This is a genomic window from Geminicoccaceae bacterium (assembly GCA_020638465.1).
In the GTDB taxonomy this organism is placed as follows: Bacteria; Pseudomonadota; Alphaproteobacteria; order Geminicoccales; family Geminicoccaceae; genus JAGREO01.
On sequence record JACKIM010000002.1, the window covers coordinates 1,139,077 to 1,160,480 of the forward strand.

The following is a 21,404-nucleotide window of genomic DNA, read 5'->3' on the forward strand; positions in this document are numbered from 1 at the left end:
CCATGCATATCTGACGACGCTGAAGGGCAGGTCATGGCGGCAACAGGCGAACTTCGGACTAGACTGCGACAAATCCTGCTCATTGTCGCTGGAGGCAACCATGACAAACCCCGAGCGCCCCGAGCGCGATGCTGTCGACGCACGCACCCGACCGCTCGTCGTGATCATCATGCTGACGGCACTGCTCCTGCTCCTGATGTCGCTGGTCGCAGTCGGCGAGTGGCTCCTTCCCGCTGGCGACGACGCCCAGATGCGCCGGGCCCTGACGCTGCGCGAACACGTTCCCCAGGACAACATCCTGCCGCTCTCCTTCACCGATCGCAGCGTGCACCCCGAAGGCCGCTCGACCGTCCGCTTCCAGGTAGGTCCCGGGCGCTATGTCGAACCATCCGGCACCCTGCCCGATCCCGACCTGAAGATCGTCTTCCTCGGCGGATCAACCACCGAGAACAAGCACGCGGCCGAACTCGAACGCTGGCCCTACCGCGTCGGCAGGATCCTCGACGAGCGCCTCGACATCGCCGTGGACACCTGGAACTCGGGCGTCTCGGGCAACGATTCCATGCACAGCAACCTGATCCTGCTCGGCAAGATCGTACCGTTGCAGCCCGACATGGTGGTCCTGATGCACGACATCAACGATGTGGTGCCCCTGCTCTATTTCGACACCTACTGGAATGACAGCGACCGGGGACTTGTCCACTTCGAGGAACTTCCCGGCTTCACCGATGCACTCGCCTGGCGCGTCCAGAATCTCCTGCCGGACACCTACCGCGCCCTGTCCGTCCTCAAGAGAAAGCTGTCGAAATCCGAAGAATCCTTCGCCGCAAGCCGGCGCATCGGCGATCCGCAGCGCTTCGACGCCTACCGGCAGATGTTCCGGAGATCCCTGCACACCTTCGTATCCACAGCACGCATATGGGATATCGAGCCGGTACTGATGACCCAGCCGGGCCGTTTCAAGGGCGATGACCTGGAAGCCCTGCGCGCCGAAGCGCACAGGCTCGGCGTCGATCCCGACCAGATGGCGACCCTCTTCCACCTGTTCAACGACGATATCCGCAACCTCGCCCGGCACTACGAGGTGCCGCTGATCGACCTCGCCGAAACCTTCGAGGCCGGTCCCGAAACCATGTATGACTTCGTTCACTACAATGACCGCGGATCGCGCATGATCGCCGACCTCGTTGCCGACGGACTGGAAGGCATCATCCGCAGCGAACGGGGAACCGGCCCGGAGAATGGCGGCGATCCGTCGGCCTCGCGCGACCGGTCGTGACACCGGCCGAAAAACAACCCCGCCGCAAGCAGCAGGGCAAGAAACGGGGAATGAACCCAAGAGATTCATCCGGCCAGCACGAAAAGCCCGGCGACGCGAACGGTCTCCAGGCTGGTCCGGCTATCGGGCAGCAAGGGCGGGGCGGATCGCGGGCGCGGGCGGCCAGCCATGCCATGGCCGACACGCAGGCGACCGACATTTCGATGGACCGGGCCATGACCGCATCCGGCAATCGCCCGCCTGGAATACATGAACGGCCGAGAGCGCCCTGAATGAAGACGATCAGCCGGCTGTGCCAGAGTCCTTCGGCGACCTCGCCGACAGGCGCGGAATCGCTCGCGCAAACGGGCACGGGCTTGTCCGGCCCGCCGCCGGCCGCGCGACGCCGCCGCACCGATTGCAGCAGCAGACCCACGGCTTCGGCCGGATCGTCGCCCGCAAGATAGGCGAGCCACGCCCGGCGGAACTGCCGCTTTTCCCCGGCATCCAGCGCCAGTCCGGCGGATTCCGCCGCGACGAACGCATCCAGAACCGGCATGAACCGCCGCAGGACACAGCGCAGGCCCGCCGCACGGACATGTCGCGCCGCCAGCCGGAATGCCGTCAGCGCTCCTTCCTTCATGAACGCGACCGCCGGTCGCCGCTGCCTGTGCACCCGGTTCCCGACGCCTGCCAGCGCCCGACACGTCCGGAGCAGCCGCAACGACCGCTCCAGCACGCCCCGGACATGCAGGCCCGCGATATGCTTCACGAATCCAGCCATAAGACGACAGTACCATACGATACCGTATCGAATAAAGGATTTTATTCTTTAAAAGGAAATGATCCCCGACGTTCGCACGACCGCCATGGTGATGCCACCGACGGCCGCTGCGAGGACGACGGTCCAGGGTGGCGCCTTCCATGCCACCAGCAGAACGAAGCATGCAAGCGCCAGCGCGAAGTCGCCCTGATCTCCGATGGCACCGGTGAAAACGGGAGCATAGAGCGCCGCTGCGAGAATTCCGACGACCGCGGCATTGGCCCCCTGCATGGCCGATTGTGCCGGCGCCATCATCCGGAACCGGTCCCAGAACGGCAGGACGCCGATCAGGACCAGGAAGCCCGGCAGGAACACCGCAACCAGCGCGATCGCCGCTCCGGCGACACCATCCGGCCCCGGGACGAGCAACGCGCCGAGATAGGCGGCGAAGGTGAAGAGCGGCCCGGGCACCGCCTGTGCCGCGCCATAGCCGGCGAGGAACGCGTCGGGCGTGACCCAGCCGGGCTGCACGACACCAGCCTGCAGGAGGGGCAGCACGACATGACCTCCCCCGAACACCAGTGCCCCCGCCCGATAGAAACTGTCGATGACCGCCAGCAACTGCGACCCGCCGGCGGCGAGCGGCAGGCAAACGAGAAGGGCGGCAAAGACCGTCAGGGCCATGCCCGCATCCCTGCGGCGGACGGGCATGGCAACAGGGGCGCCGACGGACCCCGCCGCACCCCGGCCCAGAATCAGGCCGGCGATGGCGCCAATGAGGATGGCACCCGCCATTCCGAACGCACCGGGAACCAGCGCGAGCCAGATCACGGCACCCGCGGCGATGGCCGCACGTTCACGATCGGGACACAGGGTCCTGGCCATGCCCCACACCGCCTGCGCGACAATGGCCACGGCGACGATCTTCAGCCCGTGCAGGGCACCGGACCCGACCGGGCCGGATATCGACGAGGCCGTCATGGCGAAGGCGAGCAGGACCAGGGCGGAAGGCAGGGTAAAGGCGACAAAGGCCGCGAGCGCGCCGAGCCAGCCCGCCCGCATCAGCCCCAGTGCAAACCCCACCTGGCTCGAAGCCGGCCCGGGCAGGAACTGGCACAGGGCGACCAGATCGGCAAAGGCGCGATCGTCGAGCCACTTGCGCCGCGTGACCAGCTCATCGCGAAAATATCCGAGATGCGCGACGGGCCCGCCGAACGAAGTCAGACCCAGTTTCATGAAGACGCCGAAAACCTCCCCCGGAGTCCCCCCGGACCCGGCACGCCTCGACTGCACCTCACTTACAGTCACGGCCTTTCCCGCGTTTCGTCGACATACCGACATCCATCGCAAATTTCACCGCAAGGTATCATGAGGATGACGGCAAGGTAAGGGAATGACATCCCTTTTGCATTCGATTGAATCTCTTTGGGTACATTCCCCGCTGCCAGCGGATGCCAGGGAGGACCCGGCCATGAGAAACGCACCGTCCGGCCGGAACGAAAAAAGCCGCCGACTGCCGATGAAACGGCCAGTTCCGGCAAACCTGACAATTCGACTTCAGGGGATATTTCAGACTTGAGAAACGGGATGGTGCGGTTGAGAGGACTCGAACCTCCACGGGCTAGGCCCACAGCGCCCTCAACGCTGCGCGTCTACCAATTCCGCCACAACCGCGTGACCATGTTGGTGCGCCGCTTTTTAAAGGGATTTCGCGACCATGCAAGGGGAAGTTGCAGGTTCGCGTCACGCAGGGCTGCAAAAATCAGAAAGCGCGGCGGGTGGCGAAGTCGACGAGGTCGAGCATGGCCCGGCGCGTCGGGTTGTCGGGGAAGATCGAAAGGCTGTCCCGCGCCCGCTGGCCGGCCTCGATGGCCCGGTCGATGGTACGCTCGATGGCCCGGTGCCGCGCGAGGAAGGCCTGGGCCTGCTTGAGATCGCCCGGCGATTGAACCTGTTCCTCCATGGTACGCCGCCAGAAGGAGCGTTCGTCCTCATTGCCTTCGCGATAGGCGATGATCGCCGGCAGCGTAACCTTGCCATCGACAAAATCATCGCCGACGGTCTTGCCGAGCAGCGCCTGACGGGCGGCGTAGTCCAGCGCATCGTCGACGAGCTGGAAGGCAATACCCAGTTCCTCGCCGAATGCGGCAAGGGCGACCTCCTCCTCGTGCGGACGGCCGGCGACGACGGCACCGATGCGGCTGGCCGCCCTGAAGAGGGCGGCGGTCTTGGACCGGATGACGTTGAAATAGGCGTCCTCGTCGGTCGACATGTCATTGGCGGTGACGAGCTGGGCCACCTCGCCTTCTGCAATGACGGCAGACGCGTTGGAAAGGATTTCGAGCACGCGCAGCGAGCCATCGGAGACCATGAGCTCGAAGGCACGGGAAAAGAGGAAGTCGCCGACGAGCACGGGCGCCTTGTTGCCCCAGAGAGCATTGGCGGTGGATCGGCCTCGGCGCAGATCGCTTTCGTCGACGACGTCATCGTGCAGGAGCGTGGCCGTGTGAATGAACTCGACGCAGGCGGCAAGGGCGACATGACGATCGCCCGCATATCCGCAGAGCCGGGCAGCAAGAAGCGTGAGGACCGGGCGGATGCGCTTGCCGCCGGCCGCGATCAGATGGCGCGCGAGTTCGGGAATGAGCGGAACTTCACTTTCCATGCGTTCGACGATGAGCGCGTTCACACCGACGAGATCGTCGCCAATCAGCATGCGCGCCTGCAACATGGCGTCGCCGCGCCCGTCATCTTCCGATTTTTCCAGCGGCACTGCGCTCAAAAGGCGAACTCCCTTGCCCCGTTTCAGCCCGCATCTTCGGCGGGCAGGTGCGGCGTCGTTCCTGCTCAGGACTGCGCCGTTTGCGACCCGGCCCCTTCCTTCACGGTTCGACCCCGCCGAATCGCGCAAGCTTTCCTTATCCGACGCGACCTATCCTGCTAACACGTGGCGGAACTCGCAAGCAAACTCAAGCCCTGCGTAAACGGGCGAGGCACTGGGTCACATGATGGTGGAACTGTTTTCGAGCAATGACATGGTCCGGTTGTCCTGGGCACGAGCCATGCTCGAAGCGGCAGGCATCGACGTTCTGCTGCTCGATGAGCACATGAGCGCACTCGAAGGCAGCATCGGTGCAATTCCGCGTCGCCTGCTGGTCCCGCAATCCGACCGGGAACGCGCAAAGGCGGTACTCGAAGATGCCAGCGGCGGCGAATTCAACGACATTTTCGTGGAAAAACCATGAGGGGCGAAACGTCCTCGACACGGGACACGCTGCTGGATGGACGGGTCAGCCTGTTGCAGCCCAGCCGCGGCTACCGTGTTGCAATTGACACATTGCTCGCGGCGGCAGCCGTGCCGATCCGCCCGGGGCAAAGCCTGCTCGATGCGGGGGCCGGGACGGGTGCGCTGGGACTGTGCGTGATGGCACGCGTGAGGGGTGTGCAACTCACTGCCGTGGAAATCCTGGACCGGCATGTGGACTATCTGGAGGCCAATCTCGCGCATGCGGGCGCGCGGATCGTCGCCGGCGACATCACCTCGGATGTTCTGCGCGGCGAGAATTTCGACCATGTCGCCACCAATCCGCCCTTCTTCGAACCCGGTGCCCACCGGCTGCCGCGCTGCGCCTCGAAGCGTTCGGCCGACCATGCCGGGATCGATCCGGGATCGTGGATGGAAGCCTGCATGAGGCGAACGGTGTCGGGCGGCACCCTTGTTGTCATCAACACGGCCGACAAGGCGGGACTGCTGCTGTCGGAAATGAGCGGCCGCTTCGGCGACCTTCTCGTTGTCCCGATCTTCACCCGTCCCGACCATCCCTTCGCCCATCGGGTGATCCTGCGCGGACGAAAAGGCAGCCGTGCCCCCTTGCGCCTGCACAAAGGGCTCTATCTAAGGAGGGAGAACGGTGACGAGACGGATGAAGCCAGGGCCATCCTGCGCGATGCCGCCGGTCTCGACACCGTGATGGAAGGAACGCGATGCTCTTCTCGACAATAAGGGACCGTCTGACCAGGGGGCGGCCGCCGGTCATCCCGGTCCTGCGCCTCTCCGGTGCCATTGGCGCCCTGCCCGGTCGTCGCGGCGGATTGAGCATGGCGGCCCTCGCGGGTCCCATCGAGGCCGCATTCTCCATGAAGCGGGCGAGGGCGGTCGCATTGGCCATCAATTCACCCGGCGGCTCACCGGTGCAGTCCTCGCTGATCGCCGGGCGTATCCGGGCGATGGCGCAAGAAAAGAACCTGCCGGTGATTGCCTTCGTCGAGGATGTGGCAGCATCGGGCGGCTACTGGCTGGCCCTCGCCGCCGATGAAATCTTCGTCGACCCCAGCTCCATCGTCGGCTCCATCGGTGTGATCAGCGCGGGATTCGGGTTCACCGGGGCGATTGAAAAACTCGGCATCGAGCGGCGCAGTCACACGACCGGCCCCGACAAGGGCATGCTCGATCCCTTCCGACCGGAGCGCGAGGAAGACCGGGTGATCCTCAAGGAGGTGCAGGCCGATATCTTCGAAGCCTTCAAGGCGCATGTGCGCGAACGCAGGTCCGGCAAGCTCGCGATCGACGAGAACGAACTGTTCTCCGGGCGGGTGTGGACCGGGACCCGGGCCGTGGGTCACGGCCTGGTCGATGCCATCGGCGACCTCCGCAGCATCATGCGCGATCGCCACGGTGACCGCGTGCGCCTTGTCAATGTCAACCCGACCCGCTCGTGGCTGCAGCGCAAGCTGGGGCTCCAGCAGGCCATGTCGCCCGACCTGATCGCCCGGAGCCTCATCGGCACCATCGAGGAACGCATGCTCTACAATCGTTACGGCTTGCGATGATCTACAAGATCGCTTTCACCATCGGCATCATCATCGCGGTCTGGAAGGGCTTCAAGCTGTTCGAGACCCTGCGCACGCACATCGCCGACGATCCGCCGAGGTCCACGCCGCGCAAGCCGGCGCGCGGCGGCCAGCCGCGTTCGGCAAGCCGGCAGTCCGCCAGGACGGTTGAACTCGTCAAATGCCCCAAATGCGGTGCCTATGTGCCCAATGGTACCATCTGCACGAGTGTCGAGGAATGCACGCACAAGACATGAGCCGGACAGGCACGAAACCGCAGATGCGGCAACGAGGGTTTTCCGTGCCCGGACTCCGCATCCGGTACCTGACGTTCGGCCGGGCCTTGCAAGGACCGGCAGGCTGACAGCAGGATCCTCCAGCGCCTCGCCGGAACGGACGAGGTCCGCCGGGATGTCCATGGCAGCCACTCTCCTGTTTGCGTTGACGAACGCTGGCGGCCTGTTCATCAAATCGAACGTCGTTCGACATGAAAGGGTTGACGGTCACCCATGAAGCCCATCCACGGCGATACGGCATCGGCTTTCAAGGCCGGCATGATCGATGGGCTGCCGCTGGCAGCGGGCGTTGCCATCTACGGCATCGCCTTCGGCATCCTGGCGGCGCGTGCCGACCTGGGCGGCATCGGGACCGGCATCATGGGTGCGGTCGTCTTTGCCGGATCGTCACAGATCGTCTCCGTGGAACGGCTGATCGCGGGTGCTGGTCCCATCACGGCACTGGTCGCCGGCCTCGCCCTCAATCTGCGCCTGATACTGATCACCGCATCGCTAAGGGATGAACTGGCCGGACGACCGCCCTGGCAGGTTCTCCTGGGCATTCATCTCGCCAGCGATGAGAGCTGGTCACTGATGCACGCGACGCGCGCTCGGGGTCGACCGGCAGGCTTTGCCTATCTTGTCGGTGCCGGCAGCGGCCTTTTCCTGGCCTGGATCGCCGCCACGACCAGTGGAGCGATGTTTGCGCAGCAGTTGGCCGACCCCCAGGCTCTCGGGCTCGATTTTGCCTTCGTCGCAGCCTTCATCGCCATTTTGCGCAACCTTTGGCGCGACCATGACGATCTCCTGCCCTGGGTCGCCTCCGTACTCGCAAGCGGCATGTTTGTCCTGACGACCGGCATCGAGCCGTCATGGGCGCTGGTGGCGGGCGGTATCGCGGGAGCACTGACCGCTGCCCTGATGCCGCAGAAAGGTCGCCAGGCGCAGACGACCGCGGATGGCGTTCATGGATGACCGCTGGCTTCTCATCGTCCTGCTCGCCCTGGGCACGCTGGCCATCCGCCTGGCCGGCTATCTTCTCGGCGCCCGCCTGCCGCGCGACGGCCGCTGGGCACGGGGATTTGCCGCCCTTCCGGGATGCCTCATCCTCGCACTGACAACCGTCCTGCTCCTGCAGACGGGGCCTCTCGAATGGACTGCGGCGGCAGTTGCGACGGCGGTGGCCATTCCCACACGCAACCTTCCCCTGACCATGCTTGCCGGCATGACGGCCCTCGGACTTCTTCGCCTCTGGGCATGACCCGGTTCACGTGGAATGCCTGCCCCCTTCCCTGCCGCCGGTCCGCCACCCTGACAAGAACTCTAGCCAAGCCCCGCGCATTGTGCTGATTTTCCGCGCAACGCGGATCTGGAGGAAATGGCCATGTCAACGACCTGCAACCCCGGCTCGAACCGCCTGCTCGGCACGATCCTCGCCGGAGCGATTGCTGCCGTCCTGCCAATACCCGTGCTTGCCGGACCGCCGGATACGCTGGTCATGGGCATGGTGCTCGAACCGCCGCACCTTGATCCGACCGCCGGTGCCGCTGCCGCCATCGACGAGGTCGTCTATGCCAATATCTTCGAGGGGCTGACCCGGATTGATGAAAATGGCGTGGTGCAGCCGGCCCTTGCCCGGGAATGGTCGATTTCCGAAGACGGATTGACCTACACCTTCCAGTTGGCCGACGGCGTGACCTTCCAGGATGGTGCGGCCTTCGATGCGTCCGATGTCGTGTTCACCTTCGAGCGCGCCATGGCCGACGACAGCACGAACGCCCACAAGGACCTGTTCGAACCGGTCGCGAGCGTGGCGGCCGGCGATGATGGCAGCAGCGTGGTCATCACGCTCAAACGGCCGACCGGCCAGTTTCTGTTCGACATCGGTCTGGGCGATGCCGTCATCGTCGACCCGGCATCCGCCGACAACAACAAGACGATGCCTGTCGGGACAGGACCGTTCCGCTTCGTCGAATGGCGCAAGGGCGATTCCGTCCGGCTGCAGCGCCGTGATGATTACTGGGGCGAACCCGTGGGGCTGAAATCCGCGGTGTTCAAGTTCATTCCGGATCCCGCCGCGGCCGTGGCGGCGATGATGGCGGGCGATGTCGATGCCTTTGCCAATTTTCCCTCGCCCGAGAGCATCCCCCAGTTCGAAGCCGATCCCCGTTTCCATGTCGAGATCGGTTCGACGGAAGGCGAGACGATCCTTGCCATCAACAATGCCCGGCCACCTTTCAATGACATCCGGGTACGCCGCGCGCTGGCCTACGCAATCGACAGGCAGGCCATCATCGACGGTTCGGAATATGGCTACGGCACGCCCATCGGCAGTCACTTCGCCCCGCACCACCCGGCCTATGTCGACCTGACCGGCCGCTATCCGCACGATGTCGAAAAGGCGAAGGAACTGCTTGCCGAGGCCGGGCAGAGCAACCTCAAGCTCACCATCAAGCTGCCGCCACCGCCCTATGCCCGGCGTGGCGGCGAGATCATCCAGGCACAATTCGCACAAGTCGGGATCAGCGCCGAACTGATCCCGATGGAATGGGCGCAGTGGCTCGAACAGGTCTATGGCGGCAAGGACTACGACCTGACCATCGTCAGCCATACCGAGCCCATGGATATCGGAAATTACGCCCGCGACGACTACTATTGGGGATACAGGAATCCGGACTTCAACAAGCTGATGGATGAACTGGCCGCGACCACCAGCCCTGCCGGGCAGAACCGCATCCTGGGCGATGCCCAACGCATGCTTGCGGAAGATTGTGTCAATGTCTTCCTGTTCGAACTGGCCAAACGCGGCGTCTGGGACGCCCGCCTCGAAGGCCTGTGGGCCAACAGCCCCATTCAGGCCAATGACCTGACGAAAGTGCACTGGAAGAAATGATGCCACGGACATGATCGACCGGCATCCCGGTGGGTGCGAATGCGGTGCGTTCCGTTATGTCCTCACCGGGCCACCGATTGTCATCTATGCCTGCCATTGCACCATCTGCCAGACTCAGTCCGGCAGCGCGTTCGGCATGGCGATGCGCATCCATGAACAGGATTTCGAAATCGTCGCTGGCGAGCTTCGAAGCTTCAGGCGTGAAGCTGCCAGCGGGCAGATCTTCACCAATTCCTTCTGCCCGCTCTGCGGCACCCGCATCCATCACCGCGCCAGCCGCGCAGCGGGTCATCTGAGCCTGAAACCCGGCACACTCGACGATACGAGTTGGCTGCGTCCGACGCACCATGTCCACACGGCCAGCGCCCAATCCTGGGTCATCTTCTCCGACGACGCCCGCGTCTTCGAAACGGTGCCCGAAGATCGAGGATGGCTCAACGGCGATTAGGCCGCGCGTTCCTCGCGTTCCGTGACGATATCGACGATGCCGCTCATGATTTCGTGGATGGCGAAGTCCTTGGGTGTGTAGACGCGGGCCACACCCTTGGCGAGGAGCTGGCGGGCGTCTTCCTCGGGGATGATGCCGCCGACGATGAGCGGGATGTCGCCGATGCCGACCTTGTGCATGCGCTCGACCACCTCGCTCACAAGCGGCAGGTGCGAGCCGGACAGCACCGACAGGCCGATGACGTGCACGCTCTCCTCGAGTGCGGTGTTGACGATGCGCGCGGGCGTCAGGCGGATGCCTTCGTAGACGACTTCCATGCCGCTGTCGCGCGCCGCCACCGCGATCTGTTCCGCACCGTTGGAATGACCGTCGAGACCGGGCTTGCCGATGAGGATCTTCAACCGGCGACCGCTGCTCCGTTCATGCGCATCCACCTTTTCACGCACGAGCGCCAGATGATCGACCTCGTCGAGAACGCTGGCGGCGGCAACGCCTGTCGGTGCGCGATATTCGCCGAACACCTCGCGCAGCACGCCGCTCCACTCACCGGTGGTCACCCCCGAACGCGCGCAGACGAGCGACGGTTCCATGATATTGCCGCCCTCGGACGCGACCCGGCGCAATTCGGCAAGAGCACCGTCGACGGCAGCACCGTCCCGCTGTTCACGGAACGCCTGCAGCGCCCCGATCTGGTCCTGTTCGGCGCGGGCATCGACGGCGAGGAAGGCATCGCCGGTGGTCAGCGGCGACGGTGCGCTGTCGGTGTAACAGTTCACACCGATCACCTTCTGCCGGCCGCCGGCGATATCGCCAACACGTTTCGTGTTGCTCTCGACCAGCCGCGCCTTCATGTAGCCGCTTTCCACCGCCGACAGCGAACCGCCCATCTCGTCGATGCGCGCCAGTTCGGCGCGCGCCTCATCCTTCAGCGACTCGACCCGGGCGGCGATCACATGGCTGCCATCGAAGATATCCTCATATTCGAGAAGATCAGTCTCGAAGGCCAGGATCTGCTGCATGCGCAGCGACCACTGCTGGTCGAAGGGGCGCGGCAGGCCCAACGCCTCGTTCCATGCCGGAAGCTGGACCGCCCTCGCCCGGGCATTCTTCGACAGGGTCACAGCCAGCATTTCGAGCAGGATGCGATAGACATTGTTTTCTGGCTGTTGCTCGGTGAGCCCCAGCGAATTCACCTGCACGCCATAGCGGAAGCGCCGGTATTTCTCATCCTTGACGCCATAACGCTCGCGCGCGATCTCGTCCCACAGTTCGGTGAAGGCGCGCATCTTGCAGAGTTCGGTGACAAAGCGGATACCCGCATTGACGAAAAAGCTGATCCGCCCGACGACCTTTTCGAACGCCGCATCCTCGATCTGCCCGCTTTCCTTCACCGCATCGAGCACGGCAATCGCGGTTGCAAGCGCGTAGGCCAGTTCCTGCACCGGCGTGGCACCCGCCTCCTGCAGGTGATAGGAACACACATTCGTCGGATTCCATTTCGGCATTTCCGACGTCGTGAAAGCGACCACATCGGCGATCAGCCTGATCGAAGGTGCTGGCGGGAAGATGTAGGTCCCGCGCGAGAGATATTCCTTGATGATGTCATTCTGCACCGTGCCGGTGAGGACCGAACGCCCGACGCCCTGCTTTTCGGCTGCCGCGATGTAGAGGGAGAGCAGCCAGGGCGCCGTCGCGTTGATCGTCATGGACGTGTTCATGCGATCGAGCGGGATGCCGTCCATCAGGACCAGCATGTCGCCCAGATGTGAGACCGGCACACCGACCTTGCCCACCTCGCCGCGCGCGAGCGGATGGTCGCTGTCATAGCCCGTCTGCGTCGGCAGGTCGAAAGCCACCGACAGGCCCGTCTGCCCGCGCGCGAGATTGGTCCGGTAAAGCTCGTTGCTGGCCTTGGCCGAACTGTGGCCGGCATAGGTGCGAAAGAGCCAGGGCTTGTCGGTCATGCCTAACACCTCGTTCGGAGTCGTTGCACACGGGTAAGCTTTCCCTAACACCTTCGTGGCATGGTCGGCAAAACATTTATAGTGTTGACTTCAACACTTTTGTGCGTCAGCGTCACGCATGTGCAGCATGGACGGAAAGATGCAAAAGAGTCAGGTCGAGCAGATCATCCAGAAATTCGGCTCACAGCAGCGTCTGGCCGAACTTCTCGGCATCTGGCAGACCGCCGTCTCGGGGTGGGTCCGCCGGGGCGCCATACCGGCGCGACGACAGCAGGAAGTCCTGGAAGCCGCGCGACGCGAAGGCATTGATCTTCAGCCGGAGGATTTCTTCTCGTCAACGGTTGCGCAGACGGGAACGCACGGAATTTCAAGGCCGGGCCGGCAGTCGGCACGGTCGCAGGAGCCACAGATGAGCACGAGCGCAGAGGTGATTCCCTTGGTCAAGACCCAAGCCGCCAATATCGACGAAATGCCGAAGGGCAAGGATCTGTACGAGATCGGCGAGATTCCGCCACTCGGGCACGTGCCGGCCAGCATGTATGCCTGGACCATTCGCAAGGAGCGGCATGGCGAGCCTATTACCGCAATGCAGCAGGAAGTCGTTCCAACACCTCAGCCGGGCGACGATGAAGTGTTGGTGCTGGTCATGGCCGCCGGTGTTAACTACAATGGCGTCTGGGCGGCACTCGGCATCCCGCTGTCGCCGCTCGACCTGCACAGGCAGCCCTATCACATCGCCGGTTCCGACGCCGCCGGCGTGGTCTGGGCGGTCGGTTCCAAGGTCAAGCGCTGGAAGGTCGGTGACGAAGTCGTCATCCATTGCAACCAGGACGATGGCGACGACGAGGAATGCAACGGCGGCGATCCGATGAACTCCGCCAGCCAGCGCATCTGGGGCTACGAGACGACCGATGGCAGTTTTGCCCAGTTCTGCCGGGTCCAGAGCCGCCAGCTCATGCCGCGCCCGCAACACCTCACCTGGGAAGAAGCCGGCTGCTATACCCTGGTGCTGGCCACGGCCTACCGCATGCTCTTCGGTCACCAGCCGCATACCCTCAAGCCGGGCGACAACGTGCTGGTCTGGGGCGGCGCCGGCGGTCTCGGTTCCATGGCGATCCAGATGATCGCCGCTTCGGGAGCCAACGCCATCGCCGTGATCTCCGAGGAGGACAAGCGCGATTTCGTCCTCTCGCTGGGAGCCAGGGCCGCTATCAACCGCAAGGACTTCAACTGCTGGGGCGAAATGCCGGATCCGATGGACCAGGAAGCCTATGGCAGCTGGCTCAAGGAAGCGCGCAAGTTCGGCAAGGCCATCTGGGACATCACCGGCAAGGGGAACGATGTCGACATGGTGTTCGAACATCCCGGTGCCGCGACATTCCCCGTCTCGGCACTGGTGGTCAAGCGCGGCGGCATGGTCGTGATCTGCGCAGGCACCACGGGCTACAAGCTCACCGTCGACGCCCGTTACATGTGGATGCGGCAAAAGCGCATGCAGGGCAGTCATTTCGCCAATCTGAAGCAGGCATCCGCCGCCAATCGTTTCGTCCTCAACCGACAGGTCGATCCGTGCATGTCGGAAGTGTTCGCATGGGAGGACATCCCGCGCGCGCATCAGAAGATGCGCAAGAACGAGCACAAGCCCGGCAACATGGCGGTACTGGTCTCCGCGCGCAGGCCCGGCATGCGCACACTCGACGAAGCGATGGAGGGCTGAACCATGGCCAGCGCCCTGGTCGAGCCCCTTGATCGAGAGATTGGATCCGGCGACCTTACCCCCTGCCTCGACCAGGCGCTGGCGGCGGCCGAAAGGCTGCGAGATGCCGCCATCGCTGCCGTCCGTCCACGGGTCAGCCTGGATGGCAGGATTTCTTCCGAGCTGCTGGATCGCGAACAGCACGCCGCCCATGGTGTGGCGTGGATCGAAGTCTATGTCGAAGGTCTTCGGCAGATGCTGGCCTGGTCGCGCGAACTGGCCGAACGCGGCCGCCTTCGCGAACTCGAATGCCTGATGCGTGACTGGGCCTTCGCCGAATATCTCGCGCGGCTCGAAGGCGGCATTGCGATGAGCCAGGTGGAATATGTCCGCCCGGCCGATCTTGGCATGGCCGATGCCGACATCGCGGAATTTTCACGTCATCCGTCCGTGCGCACCCTCATTCGCGAAGGCGGATCGGCGGAACGCCGCGCACGCCTGGCCAGCCTGATGAGCGAAGGAGATACGGGCGATCACGGCCTGGGCGACGAAACGCTCGAACTGGTGCAGGACCAGTTCCGGCGCTTCGCCGCCGAGAAGGTGACGCCCTTTGCTCAGGGCTGGCATGATCGCGATGAACTCATCCCGATGTCGATCATCGAGGAACTGGCGGGACTCGGCGTTTTCGGCCTCACTCTGCCGGAAGAGCATGGCGGCCTCGGAATGGGCAAGGAGGCCATGTGCATTGTCACCGAAGAACTGTCCCGTGGCTATATCGGTGTCGGTTCGCTTTCCACCCGTTCCGAAATCGCCGGCGAGCTGATTCGACTGGGGGGCACCGATGCACAGAAGGAGGAGTTCCTCCCCCGGATTGCATCCGGCGAGATCATCCCGACAGCCGTATTCACCGAGCCCGACACAGGCTCCGATCTTGCACACCTCAAGACCCGCGCCGAATGTCTGAACGGTCACTGGCGGATCACCGGGGCGAAGAACTGGATCACTCACGCCGCACGGGCCGACATGATGACCGTGCTCTGTCGCACGATTCCCGACGAGAAGGGATACAGGGGACTGTCCATGCTGCTGGCGCGCAAGCCACGCGGCACCGAACACGATGCATTTCCTGTCGATGGGCTCGATGGCAGCGAGATCGGCGTTCTCGGCTATCGCGGCATGAAGGAATATGCGCTGTCGTTCGACGGTTTCGAGGTCCCGGAAGAGAACCTGCTGGGTGGCGTGCAGGGACAGGGCTTCAAGCAGCTGATGGCAACCTTCGAGAGCGCGCGCATCCAGACGGCAGCGCGTGCTGTTGGCGTCGCATCCTGCGCATTCGATCTCGGCCTGGCCTATGCCCATGACCGCCGGCAATTCGGCCGGGAGCTTTTCTCCTTCCCTCGCGTCGCACAGAAGCTCGCATGGATGGCCACCGAGACCATGATCGCCCGGCAGCTTACTCTCCATGCCGCAAGGCAGAAAGACGGCGACCGTCGCTGCGATCTGGAGGCGGGCCTTGCCAAGCTGCTTGGAGCGCAGGTCGCTTTCGCGGCAGCCGACAATGCCCTGCAGATCCATGGCGGCAACGGCTATGCCCAGGAATATCCCATAAGCCGGGTCCTGTGCGATGCCCGCATCCTGAACATCTTCGAGGGTGCGGCCGAAATCCAGGCCCAGGTCATCGCCCGCCGCCTCCTGTCCGGCGCCAACTGACCGCCCGGCTTCACCTGTCCGTACCCACTTATCCGTTCGAATGGTCCTGCATCAACGACCGGAAAGTGCGACGGAACAAAGGGATCGATCCGGCATTCCGATTTCACGAAATCGGAATGCCGTTGGGTCCGGGGACAGAGGACGCCATATCGGGCAAGGCGATTGACCTACCCGCCTATGGCGTTGTCCTGCCCAAGTGTATTGTAAGTTTCCATCGAATTGCAGAAATCGCCCGTTTCGCCCGGGATGCAGTCCCTGTTCGAGAAGAGATGAACCACATCGTCGGGATTTCCCAGTCGGGGGAAGGTCAAGCGCTTGTGAACGGCTCCATTCCTCGAAACGATCTCGATGGCCGTGTCGTGAATGGCCGTGACCTGCCACCCTTCCACGACCGCCCCGGCTTCGACGGTTTCGATTTGCCGTTTTCCCGTACGGTTCAACATCGCCAATTGATGTCCATCCCGCATCAGCGTCCCCACGAGCTCGATGCCGCTGGACGGAACGGCAGGCGGACGGATCGCCATCAACCGGGGACGCCCGGGCTGGCTCCCGGCTGCCGCTTCATCCCGGGCATGACGCGTGGGAGTGAAGAGCGGTCGGTCGACCATGGCCTGGTAGGAAACCAGGTCACCGGACATTGTCCTTCGTACGCGGGCAAGCTGATCGGTCCTTGCAGTTTCCACGGGTAGGGAAGTCTGGCGAATCGCGATAGCCTTCGGACTTGCACTTTCGACAGACGTCAGCAGATCGAGACTCAACAGCGAACCGATGACGAGCGGACCTGCCAGTGCCACCACCCGTGATACGGGGTGCCATTCCTGAAGCAATTTCAACATGATCCACCACGCGCCCCGCCAGGGTTCCTGACCAGGCCGCAACCGGGAATGTTGCAGCCGACGTCGATATCCAATGAAAGGCGGGCATGACCCGCCGTAGGGCGTCGCGGCCAAAGGGCCGCAAGGTCGCCTTGCGTCCAGCGATGACATGCCATGAAAGGCGATGCAGCCGACTTCCTCGACAGGTTTGTTGTCATGTCGTTTCTCGTTTCCTCACCATCGTTCGGCACATTTACGGCTCGTGACGGTCGTTCATAAGGAGAAACAACTATATCATGAAAACCTTAACAGCTGCTGAAGGAAGCGGCAGTTCGCCGGGTGGACGAAGCGGCGATCACATCTACGCGAGGAAACCTGTGTCATCGGATGACTTGCTGCCCGTCGATGTTCCACGCCAGTAGCGGGTCGACAGCAGCTTTCGATCGGTCTCGATCATGTCGGCGATTTCCCTCAAACGGCAGGCTGCTTCTTTCGGCAACGTATCCGCCTTGATCAATACCCGCATACCGGGTTCTTCACCATCGGCCGTCTCGACCTCGATGGGGGGATTGCGGTGGTTGTACAGTGCATCGCCCGATGTCCGAAAGCAGATCACCGTCGCCGCGGGCGGCAAATCTCCCATGGCCGATTGTTCCGGCGCGTCACCGGTTTCCACCGAGCGAACGACTCCAGACAGGGAAAGCAACTGACGTTGCGGGCGCGGCAGTGCATTGAACAGGTCCCGGGCATGGCGCAAGGACTTGAGATCGCGTCTCGAGAGCGCCCGTCTGAGCGCATGATACAGTATCGACTGCCGCCCGAGCTGCTCCTCGACACCTTGCGCGATGTCCTCGAGAAAGCAACCGAGACCGCGCCCCTCGCCCTCGTAGCGTTCCTGATCCATCACCTGTCACCCTGTCGAATGTCGATACCTGTTTCGCTTCCTCGAAGTATTCGCATTTTCCAGCACCGTTCAACATCCCACCGTGGACCCCGTGCATCCCATTTGGTGCCCAATGGAATGCTTTGGATAACAAAAGGTTAACAATAATCCTTAAGCTGCCATGAGACGTTCGACCAACCGGACCCAATAGCTTGCGCCGATAGGCAAGACTTCGTCATTGAAATCGAAATGCGGGCTATGCAGGGACTTGCCCTGTTCGGCTCCACCGGTTCCCAACCAGATGTAGCTTCCGGGCTTTTCCTCAAGCATGAAGGCGAAATCCTCTGCTCCCATCACCGGATGCGGATTGCGCTGCACCTTGTCCTCTCCCACGATCTCGGCAGCGCTGTCGGCGGCAAAATCCGATTCACGTTCATGATTGACCATCGGCGGATAACCCCGACGATAGAAGATATCGCACTCGACACCCATCGTCGCGGCGATACCGCCTGCAATCTCGCGCAGCCGTTTCTCGCAGAAATCACGGGTCCCGGCGTTGAACGTCCGCACCGTTCCGCCCAGCAGGGCCGTTTCGGGTATGACGTTGAAGGTGTCGCCGGCGACAAACTGGGTGACCGAGACGACCGCGTTGTCGATCGGGTCGATCTGGCGCGAAACGATCGTCTGCAACGCCTGGACGATGGCGGCACCGGCGACCACGGGATCGTGCGATGCCTGGGGCATGGCGGCATGGCTGCCCTTGCCCGAGAGCGTGAGGCGGAATTCGTCGGACGCGGCCATGGCCGGCCCCTTGCACATTCCGAATACACCCACGGGCATGCTCGGCCAGTTGTGCAGTCCGAAAACGGCTTCGGCCGGAAAGCGCTCGAACAGGCCGTCATCGATCATCGCCTTCGCTCCGGCGCGACCTTCCTCGGCGGGCTGGAAGTAAAGGTAGACCGTACCGTTGAAATTCCGGGTCTCCGCCAGATAGCGGGCTGCCCCCAGCAGCATGGTGGTATGGCCATCATGACCGCAGGCATGCATTTTGCCCGGATTTTTCGAAGCGTGCGGCACCCCTGTCGCTTCCTGGATCGGCAACGCGTCCATGTCCGCGCGCAAGCCGACGCGCCGCTGCCCGTCGCCTCCACGGATCACGCCAACGACGCCTGTCCTGCCCACCCCCTCGTGAATCTCGTCAACACCGAAATCCTGGAGTTTCCCGCTGACGAAAGCCGAGGTCATCACTTCCTCGTAGCCGAGTTCCGGGTTTGCATGCAGGTGCCGGCGCCATGCCGTCATGTCATCATGGAATTCGGCAACACGATTGACGATGGGCACGGCAATTCTCCATTCCCCGGGAACCTCGTCCGCAGGTTAAAACGACATTCACCGGTTTGTCATGGTTCTTTTCCCGGCGGGCGATGGCCTGGAACCGGAACGAATGATCCCGCAGACCGCCGCCGGAGCTTCGGGCCCGACCGCTATCGCTAGCGTTTCCCGAGTAAATATCCCCCGGCAGAGCCGGGGGCTTTGGTTGAGAGCCGCTCAAAGCGGCGGTTTGCGGCGCTGCGCGGCCGCAATCTGTTCGCCGCCTGAAGGCGGCATGTTCAGGGTAACAGCGCGAGTTGATCGAGCCGGCGATCTTCCTTCTCCTGATTGCGAATGTAGTCGCGGATGACCGTTTCGTCTCGCCCGACCGTGCTGACAAAATATCCTCTTGCCCAGAAATGTTGGCCAACGAAATTGCGTCGGCGTTCGCCATAAACACGGGCTAAGTGAATGGCGCTCTTCCCTTTGATGAAGCCGACGACATTGGAGACAGCATATTTGGGGGGAATGGCGAGCATCATGTGGACGTGATCCGGTAGCAGATGACCTTCTATGACCTTGCTCTCCTTTTGTTTGGCTAGCTGTCGAAAAACCGCGCCGAGATGTGGGCGCAGGCCTGTATACAGCGTCTTGCGTCGGCATTTCGGGATAAAGACGACATGATATTTGCAGTCCCAAACGCTGTGACTTAGGCTCTGATACGTGTCCATCGCTGACGTTCCTTCCGTATGCGTGGTGGCAAACGAAAGAAACCCGGCGATGGACTGCCGGAAACGTCAAACTCGGGCTGCCGCCCCGGCATAGCCGGGGGATCTCCTATTTTAGTTTAGGTGAAATCGGAAAACTGGCTCTATCTGTTTGTTTCGACGCATTTCCTGATCGTTCAGGCTATTCCGCCTGAACGGGAAAAGCTAACGGCGGAGACCCGAAGACACGTCCGCCTGCGCCCTGCTGCGAACATAGTCGAGCTTGGCCCGCGCCAGACGGGCGATCGCGGCCCTGCTGCATTGCGCGGGAACCTGGAAGCTTATCTCCAGCGCATCATGCGGATCGACCGCTGTCACCTTGAGAATTCCAGCAAATCGTCGTAGTTCGATGAGGATCTGATCGTCGCTCATGTCCGTACCGGCTCCTGTTCCGAGGGTCAGGCGGCATTTCACTTGGTCGCCACATCGTCGGACGGATGCAAGACTAGGAGCGAAATCATGAAACTAACGTTAGCGGGCTGCTCGAAGCCGGTATGGTCGACATCCGTTCGCTGGTGCCCTAAATCAACCGGATTGAAAACCGGAATCGCGTCGCAGGTTCGGAGTCCACGCCACATGAAGTCAGTCTGTAATACCCCATGGATCGCGGGCGTGCTCGTCCTGGCAATCTCGGGGCTGAACGCGCATGCTGTCATGGCCCAGGCGCCCGCAGCGCCCGTCGTGGTCGACGCCGTGCGACTCGAGCAGCTCACGGAAACCATCTCGGTACTGGGACGGGTCGTGGCCACGCGCGAAGGTTATGTCGCGGCACGGGTATCGGCTCCGGTTGCGACCGCCCGTGCCCAGGTCGGGGATCGGGTCGAGGCGGGCGATATCCTGATACAACTCGATACAGCGAGACTGGAGCTCGATCGGGCGTTGGCCGAAGCAGAGCTGCATGCGGCCAATGCCGAGCACAACACGATCCTCAGGGAAATCGACCTGCTGAAACAGGAGCTGGATCGACTGGAGAAACTGCGCGGATCGGCAGCATTCTCCCGCGCCCGCCTCGATGACAAGGTGACCGAAATCGCCGCCGCTGCCAGCAGGGCGGAAGCGGCCAGCGCCCGCCTCGAACGCTCTCGGGTCAACCTTCGCTACCGGGCGACGGACGTTGCCGACGCCGCCATTCGAGCGCCCTACAAGGGGGTTGTGGTCGAACGCAAGGTCAGTGCCGGTGCCTATGTCCGGGTAGGCGATCCCGTGGTCATGATGGTCGATGCCGGGAGCATCGAGATCGAAGCCGACGTCCCGGCCCAGCGTCTGCGCGGGATCCAGCCGGGCGGAACCATGGAACTGGAGATCGGCGATCAGACCTATGAGGCGCGGCTGCGGGCCATCGTTCCCATGGAAAATCCGATGACCCGCACCCGTGCCGTGCGTTTCGAGCCTGTCGATCCTCCGGATGACGCCGTGAGCGCGATCGGCCAGAGCGTGACCATCGACCTGCCGATCGGCGCTCCGCGCGACGCCTTGACCGTCTCCAAGGATGCGGTGACGCCGATGCAGGGTGCGCGCATGGTCTTCCGTGTCACCAAGGAAAATGTCGTCGAGCCCGTGCCGGTGATCCTGGGTGCCGCATTGGGCAGTCGCTTCGAGGTCGTCAGCGGTCTGACCGATGGCGATCTGGTCGTCACCAAGGGCAACGAGCGGCTGCGTCCGGGGCAGGAGGTGCAGTTCGAGCCGCCGGCAGGCGAAACCGGCCGGACCGATACCGTCGCCCCCTCCGGGGAAACGACCGAAGCGGATGCTTCGGTCCCGGCCAACCCGACCGCCGGAAAGCCCTGAGAC

At 63.2% G+C, this 21,404-nt stretch carries 21 protein-coding genes and 1 tRNA gene; 12 read left to right on the top strand and 10 right to left on the bottom strand.

Features of this window, described 5'->3' with window-relative positions:
- Positions 1 to 100: 100 nt before the first annotated feature.
- The gene (locus tag H6851_15575) at positions 101 to 1,279 is read left to right on the top strand and encodes an SGNH/GDSL hydrolase family protein (GenBank protein MCB9945026.1); all 1,179 of its coding nucleotides are present in this window, start codon (positions 101 to 103) and stop codon (positions 1,277 to 1,279) included.
- Here the strand turns inward: H6851_15575 and H6851_15580 are convergent.
- From H6851_15580 to H6851_15595, 4 genes are all read right to left on the bottom strand, one after another.
- On the bottom strand, positions 1,209 to 2,030 hold the full coding sequence (locus tag H6851_15580; protein MCB9945027.1) for a hypothetical protein: 822 nt from the start codon (positions 2,028 to 2,030) through the stop codon (positions 1,209 to 1,211). The two genes, H6851_15575 and H6851_15580, sit on opposite strands and share 71 nt — an antisense overlap.
- Before the next feature lie 60 nt (positions 2,031 to 2,090).
- A complete protein-coding gene (chrA, locus tag H6851_15585) occupies positions 2,091 to 3,362 on the bottom strand; it encodes a chromate efflux transporter (GenBank protein ID MCB9945028.1) in 1,272 nt (423 codons plus the stop codon).
- Between the two features lie 247 nt (positions 3,363 to 3,609).
- A tRNA-Leu gene (locus H6851_15590) sits at positions 3,610 to 3,695 on the bottom strand.
- Positions 3,696 to 3,783: 88 nt separating this feature from the next.
- Positions 3,784 to 4,752 (bottom strand): polyprenyl synthetase family protein, encoded by a 969-nt coding sequence (locus H6851_15595; protein MCB9945029.1) that lies wholly within the window; start codon positions 4,750 to 4,752, stop codon positions 3,784 to 3,786.
- Between the two features lie 277 nt (positions 4,753 to 5,029).
- Between H6851_15595 and H6851_15600 the strand changes: the two genes are divergently transcribed.
- The 8 genes from H6851_15600 (at position 5,030) to H6851_15635 (ending at position 10,467) form a co-directional block, all read left to right on the top strand.
- On the top strand, positions 5,030 to 5,266 hold the full coding sequence (locus tag H6851_15600; GenBank protein MCB9945030.1) for a DUF2007 domain-containing protein: 237 nt from the start codon (positions 5,030 to 5,032) through the stop codon (positions 5,264 to 5,266).
- Complete coding sequence (locus H6851_15605) at positions 5,263 to 6,024, top strand: methyltransferase (protein ID MCB9945031.1); 762 nt, start codon at positions 5,263 to 5,265, stop codon at positions 6,022 to 6,024. The genes H6851_15600 and H6851_15605 overlap by 4 nt, the downstream gene beginning before the upstream one ends.
- Positions 6,006 to 6,851 (top strand): S49 family peptidase, encoded by an 846-nt coding sequence (locus H6851_15610; GenBank protein ID MCB9945032.1) that lies wholly within the window; start codon positions 6,006 to 6,008, stop codon positions 6,849 to 6,851. Before H6851_15605 ends, H6851_15610 begins: the two co-directional genes overlap by 19 nt.
- Positions 6,848 to 7,108 carry a hypothetical protein gene (locus H6851_15615; GenBank protein ID MCB9945033.1) on the top strand — a complete coding sequence of 87 codons (261 nt, stop codon included), beginning with the start codon at positions 6,848 to 6,850 and terminating at the stop codon, positions 7,106 to 7,108. The genes H6851_15610 and H6851_15615 overlap by 4 nt, the downstream gene beginning before the upstream one ends.
- 252 nt (positions 7,109 to 7,360) lie before the next feature.
- Positions 7,361 to 8,101, top strand: a complete 741-nt coding sequence (locus H6851_15620) for an AzlC family ABC transporter permease (GenBank protein MCB9945034.1) — start codon at positions 7,361 to 7,363, stop codon at positions 8,099 to 8,101.
- On the top strand, positions 8,094 to 8,387 hold the full coding sequence (locus tag H6851_15625; GenBank protein MCB9945035.1) for an AzlD domain-containing protein: 294 nt from the start codon (positions 8,094 to 8,096) through the stop codon (positions 8,385 to 8,387). The genes H6851_15620 and H6851_15625 overlap by 8 nt, the downstream gene beginning before the upstream one ends.
- A 123-nt stretch (positions 8,388 to 8,510) precedes the next feature.
- Positions 8,511 to 10,019, top strand: coding sequence for an ABC transporter substrate-binding protein (locus H6851_15630; GenBank protein ID MCB9945036.1), 1,509 nt, complete (start codon positions 8,511 to 8,513; stop codon positions 10,017 to 10,019).
- A gap of 10 nt (positions 10,020 to 10,029) precedes the next feature.
- Entirely contained in the window at positions 10,030 to 10,467 is a 438-nt protein-coding gene (locus tag H6851_15635; GenBank protein ID MCB9945037.1) for a GFA family protein, read from the top strand.
- Here the strand turns inward: H6851_15635 and H6851_15640 are convergent.
- Positions 10,464 to 12,431, bottom strand: a complete 1,968-nt coding sequence (locus H6851_15640) for a protein meaA (protein ID MCB9945038.1) — start codon at positions 12,429 to 12,431, stop codon at positions 10,464 to 10,466. The genes H6851_15635 and H6851_15640 overlap by 4 nt on opposite strands.
- A 139-nt stretch (positions 12,432 to 12,570) precedes the next feature.
- Between H6851_15640 and ccrA the strand changes: the two genes are divergently transcribed.
- The gene (gene ccrA / locus H6851_15645) at positions 12,571 to 14,148 is read left to right on the top strand and encodes a crotonyl-CoA carboxylase/reductase (GenBank protein MCB9945039.1); all 1,578 of its coding nucleotides are present in this window, start codon (positions 12,571 to 12,573) and stop codon (positions 14,146 to 14,148) included.
- Between the two features lie 3 nt (positions 14,149 to 14,151).
- Positions 14,152 to 15,837 (top strand): acyl-CoA/acyl-ACP dehydrogenase, encoded by a 1,686-nt coding sequence (locus H6851_15650; GenBank protein MCB9945040.1) that lies wholly within the window; start codon positions 14,152 to 14,154, stop codon positions 15,835 to 15,837.
- Positions 15,838 to 16,004: 167 nt separating this feature from the next.
- On the opposite strand, the gene H6851_15655 is transcribed toward H6851_15650, so the two are convergent.
- The 5 genes from H6851_15655 to H6851_15675 all read right to left on the bottom strand — a co-directional run bounded on the left by H6851_15655 (position 16,005) and on the right by H6851_15675 (position 19,985).
- Complete coding sequence (locus H6851_15655) at positions 16,005 to 16,673, bottom strand: hypothetical protein (GenBank protein MCB9945041.1); 669 nt, start codon at positions 16,671 to 16,673, stop codon at positions 16,005 to 16,007.
- 340 nt (positions 16,674 to 17,013) lie between these two features.
- On the bottom strand, positions 17,014 to 17,556 hold the full coding sequence (locus H6851_15660; GenBank protein ID MCB9945042.1) for a hypothetical protein: 543 nt from the start codon (positions 17,554 to 17,556) through the stop codon (positions 17,014 to 17,016).
- Positions 17,557 to 17,706: 150 nt separating this feature from the next.
- Positions 17,707 to 18,876, bottom strand: coding sequence for an amidohydrolase (locus H6851_15665; GenBank protein MCB9945043.1), 1,170 nt, complete (start codon positions 18,874 to 18,876; stop codon positions 17,707 to 17,709).
- A 269-nt stretch (positions 18,877 to 19,145) separates the two neighbouring features.
- Complete coding sequence (gene tnpA / locus H6851_15670) at positions 19,146 to 19,577, bottom strand: IS200/IS605 family transposase (protein ID MCB9945044.1); 432 nt, start codon at positions 19,575 to 19,577, stop codon at positions 19,146 to 19,148.
- 201 nt (positions 19,578 to 19,778) lie between these two features.
- Positions 19,779 to 19,985 carry a hypothetical protein gene (locus tag H6851_15675; protein ID MCB9945045.1) on the bottom strand — a complete coding sequence of 69 codons (207 nt, stop codon included), beginning with the start codon at positions 19,983 to 19,985 and terminating at the stop codon, positions 19,779 to 19,781.
- 204 nt (positions 19,986 to 20,189) lie between these two features.
- Here H6851_15675 and H6851_15680 point away from each other — a divergent pair, with 204 nt between their 5' ends.
- Positions 20,190 to 21,401, top strand: coding sequence for an efflux RND transporter periplasmic adaptor subunit (locus tag H6851_15680; protein MCB9945046.1), 1,212 nt, complete (start codon positions 20,190 to 20,192; stop codon positions 21,399 to 21,401).
- Positions 21,402 to 21,404: the final 3 nt, after the last annotated feature.

What these genes read in the sequence shown, in the direction of transcription:
- H6851_15575 (MCB9945026.1), top strand. Translation starts at nt 101, where the DNA reads ATGACAAACCCCGAGCGCCCCGAGCGCGATGCTGTCGACGCACGCACC.
- chrA (MCB9945028.1), bottom strand. Translation starts at nt 3,362, where the DNA reads ATGTCGGTATGTCGACGAAACGCGGGAAAGGCCGTGACTGTAAGTGAG.
- H6851_15595 (MCB9945029.1), bottom strand. Translation starts at nt 4,752, where the DNA reads ATGTTGCAGGCGCGCATGCTGATTGGCGACGATCTCGTCGGTGTGAAC.
- H6851_15600 (MCB9945030.1), top strand. Translation starts at nt 5,030, where the DNA reads ATGGTGGAACTGTTTTCGAGCAATGACATGGTCCGGTTGTCCTGGGCA.
- H6851_15605 (MCB9945031.1), top strand. Translation starts at nt 5,263, where the DNA reads ATGAGGGGCGAAACGTCCTCGACACGGGACACGCTGCTGGATGGACGG.
- H6851_15610 (MCB9945032.1), top strand. Translation starts at nt 6,006, where the DNA reads ATGCTCTTCTCGACAATAAGGGACCGTCTGACCAGGGGGCGGCCGCCG.
- H6851_15615 (MCB9945033.1), top strand. Translation starts at nt 6,848, where the DNA reads ATGATCTACAAGATCGCTTTCACCATCGGCATCATCATCGCGGTCTGG.
- H6851_15620 (MCB9945034.1), top strand. Translation starts at nt 7,361, where the DNA reads ATGAAGCCCATCCACGGCGATACGGCATCGGCTTTCAAGGCCGGCATG.
- H6851_15625 (MCB9945035.1), top strand. Translation starts at nt 8,094, where the DNA reads ATGGATGACCGCTGGCTTCTCATCGTCCTGCTCGCCCTGGGCACGCTG.
- H6851_15630 (MCB9945036.1), top strand. Translation starts at nt 8,511, where the DNA reads ATGTCAACGACCTGCAACCCCGGCTCGAACCGCCTGCTCGGCACGATC.
- H6851_15635 (MCB9945037.1), top strand. Translation starts at nt 10,030, where the DNA reads ATGATCGACCGGCATCCCGGTGGGTGCGAATGCGGTGCGTTCCGTTAT.
- H6851_15640 (MCB9945038.1), bottom strand. Translation starts at nt 12,431, where the DNA reads ATGACCGACAAGCCCTGGCTCTTTCGCACCTATGCCGGCCACAGTTCG.
- ccrA (MCB9945039.1), top strand. Translation starts at nt 12,571, where the DNA reads ATGCAAAAGAGTCAGGTCGAGCAGATCATCCAGAAATTCGGCTCACAG.
- H6851_15650 (MCB9945040.1), top strand. Translation starts at nt 14,152, where the DNA reads ATGGCCAGCGCCCTGGTCGAGCCCCTTGATCGAGAGATTGGATCCGGC.
- H6851_15655 (MCB9945041.1), bottom strand. Translation starts at nt 16,673, where the DNA reads ATGTTGAAATTGCTTCAGGAATGGCACCCCGTATCACGGGTGGTGGCA.
- H6851_15660 (MCB9945042.1), bottom strand. Translation starts at nt 17,556, where the DNA reads ATGGATCAGGAACGCTACGAGGGCGAGGGGCGCGGTCTCGGTTGCTTT.
- tnpA (MCB9945044.1), bottom strand. Translation starts at nt 19,577, where the DNA reads ATGGACACGTATCAGAGCCTAAGTCACAGCGTTTGGGACTGCAAATAT.
- H6851_15675 (MCB9945045.1), bottom strand. Translation starts at nt 19,985, where the DNA reads ATGAGCGACGATCAGATCCTCATCGAACTACGACGATTTGCTGGAATT.
- H6851_15680 (MCB9945046.1), top strand. Translation starts at nt 20,190, where the DNA reads ATGAAGTCAGTCTGTAATACCCCATGGATCGCGGGCGTGCTCGTCCTG.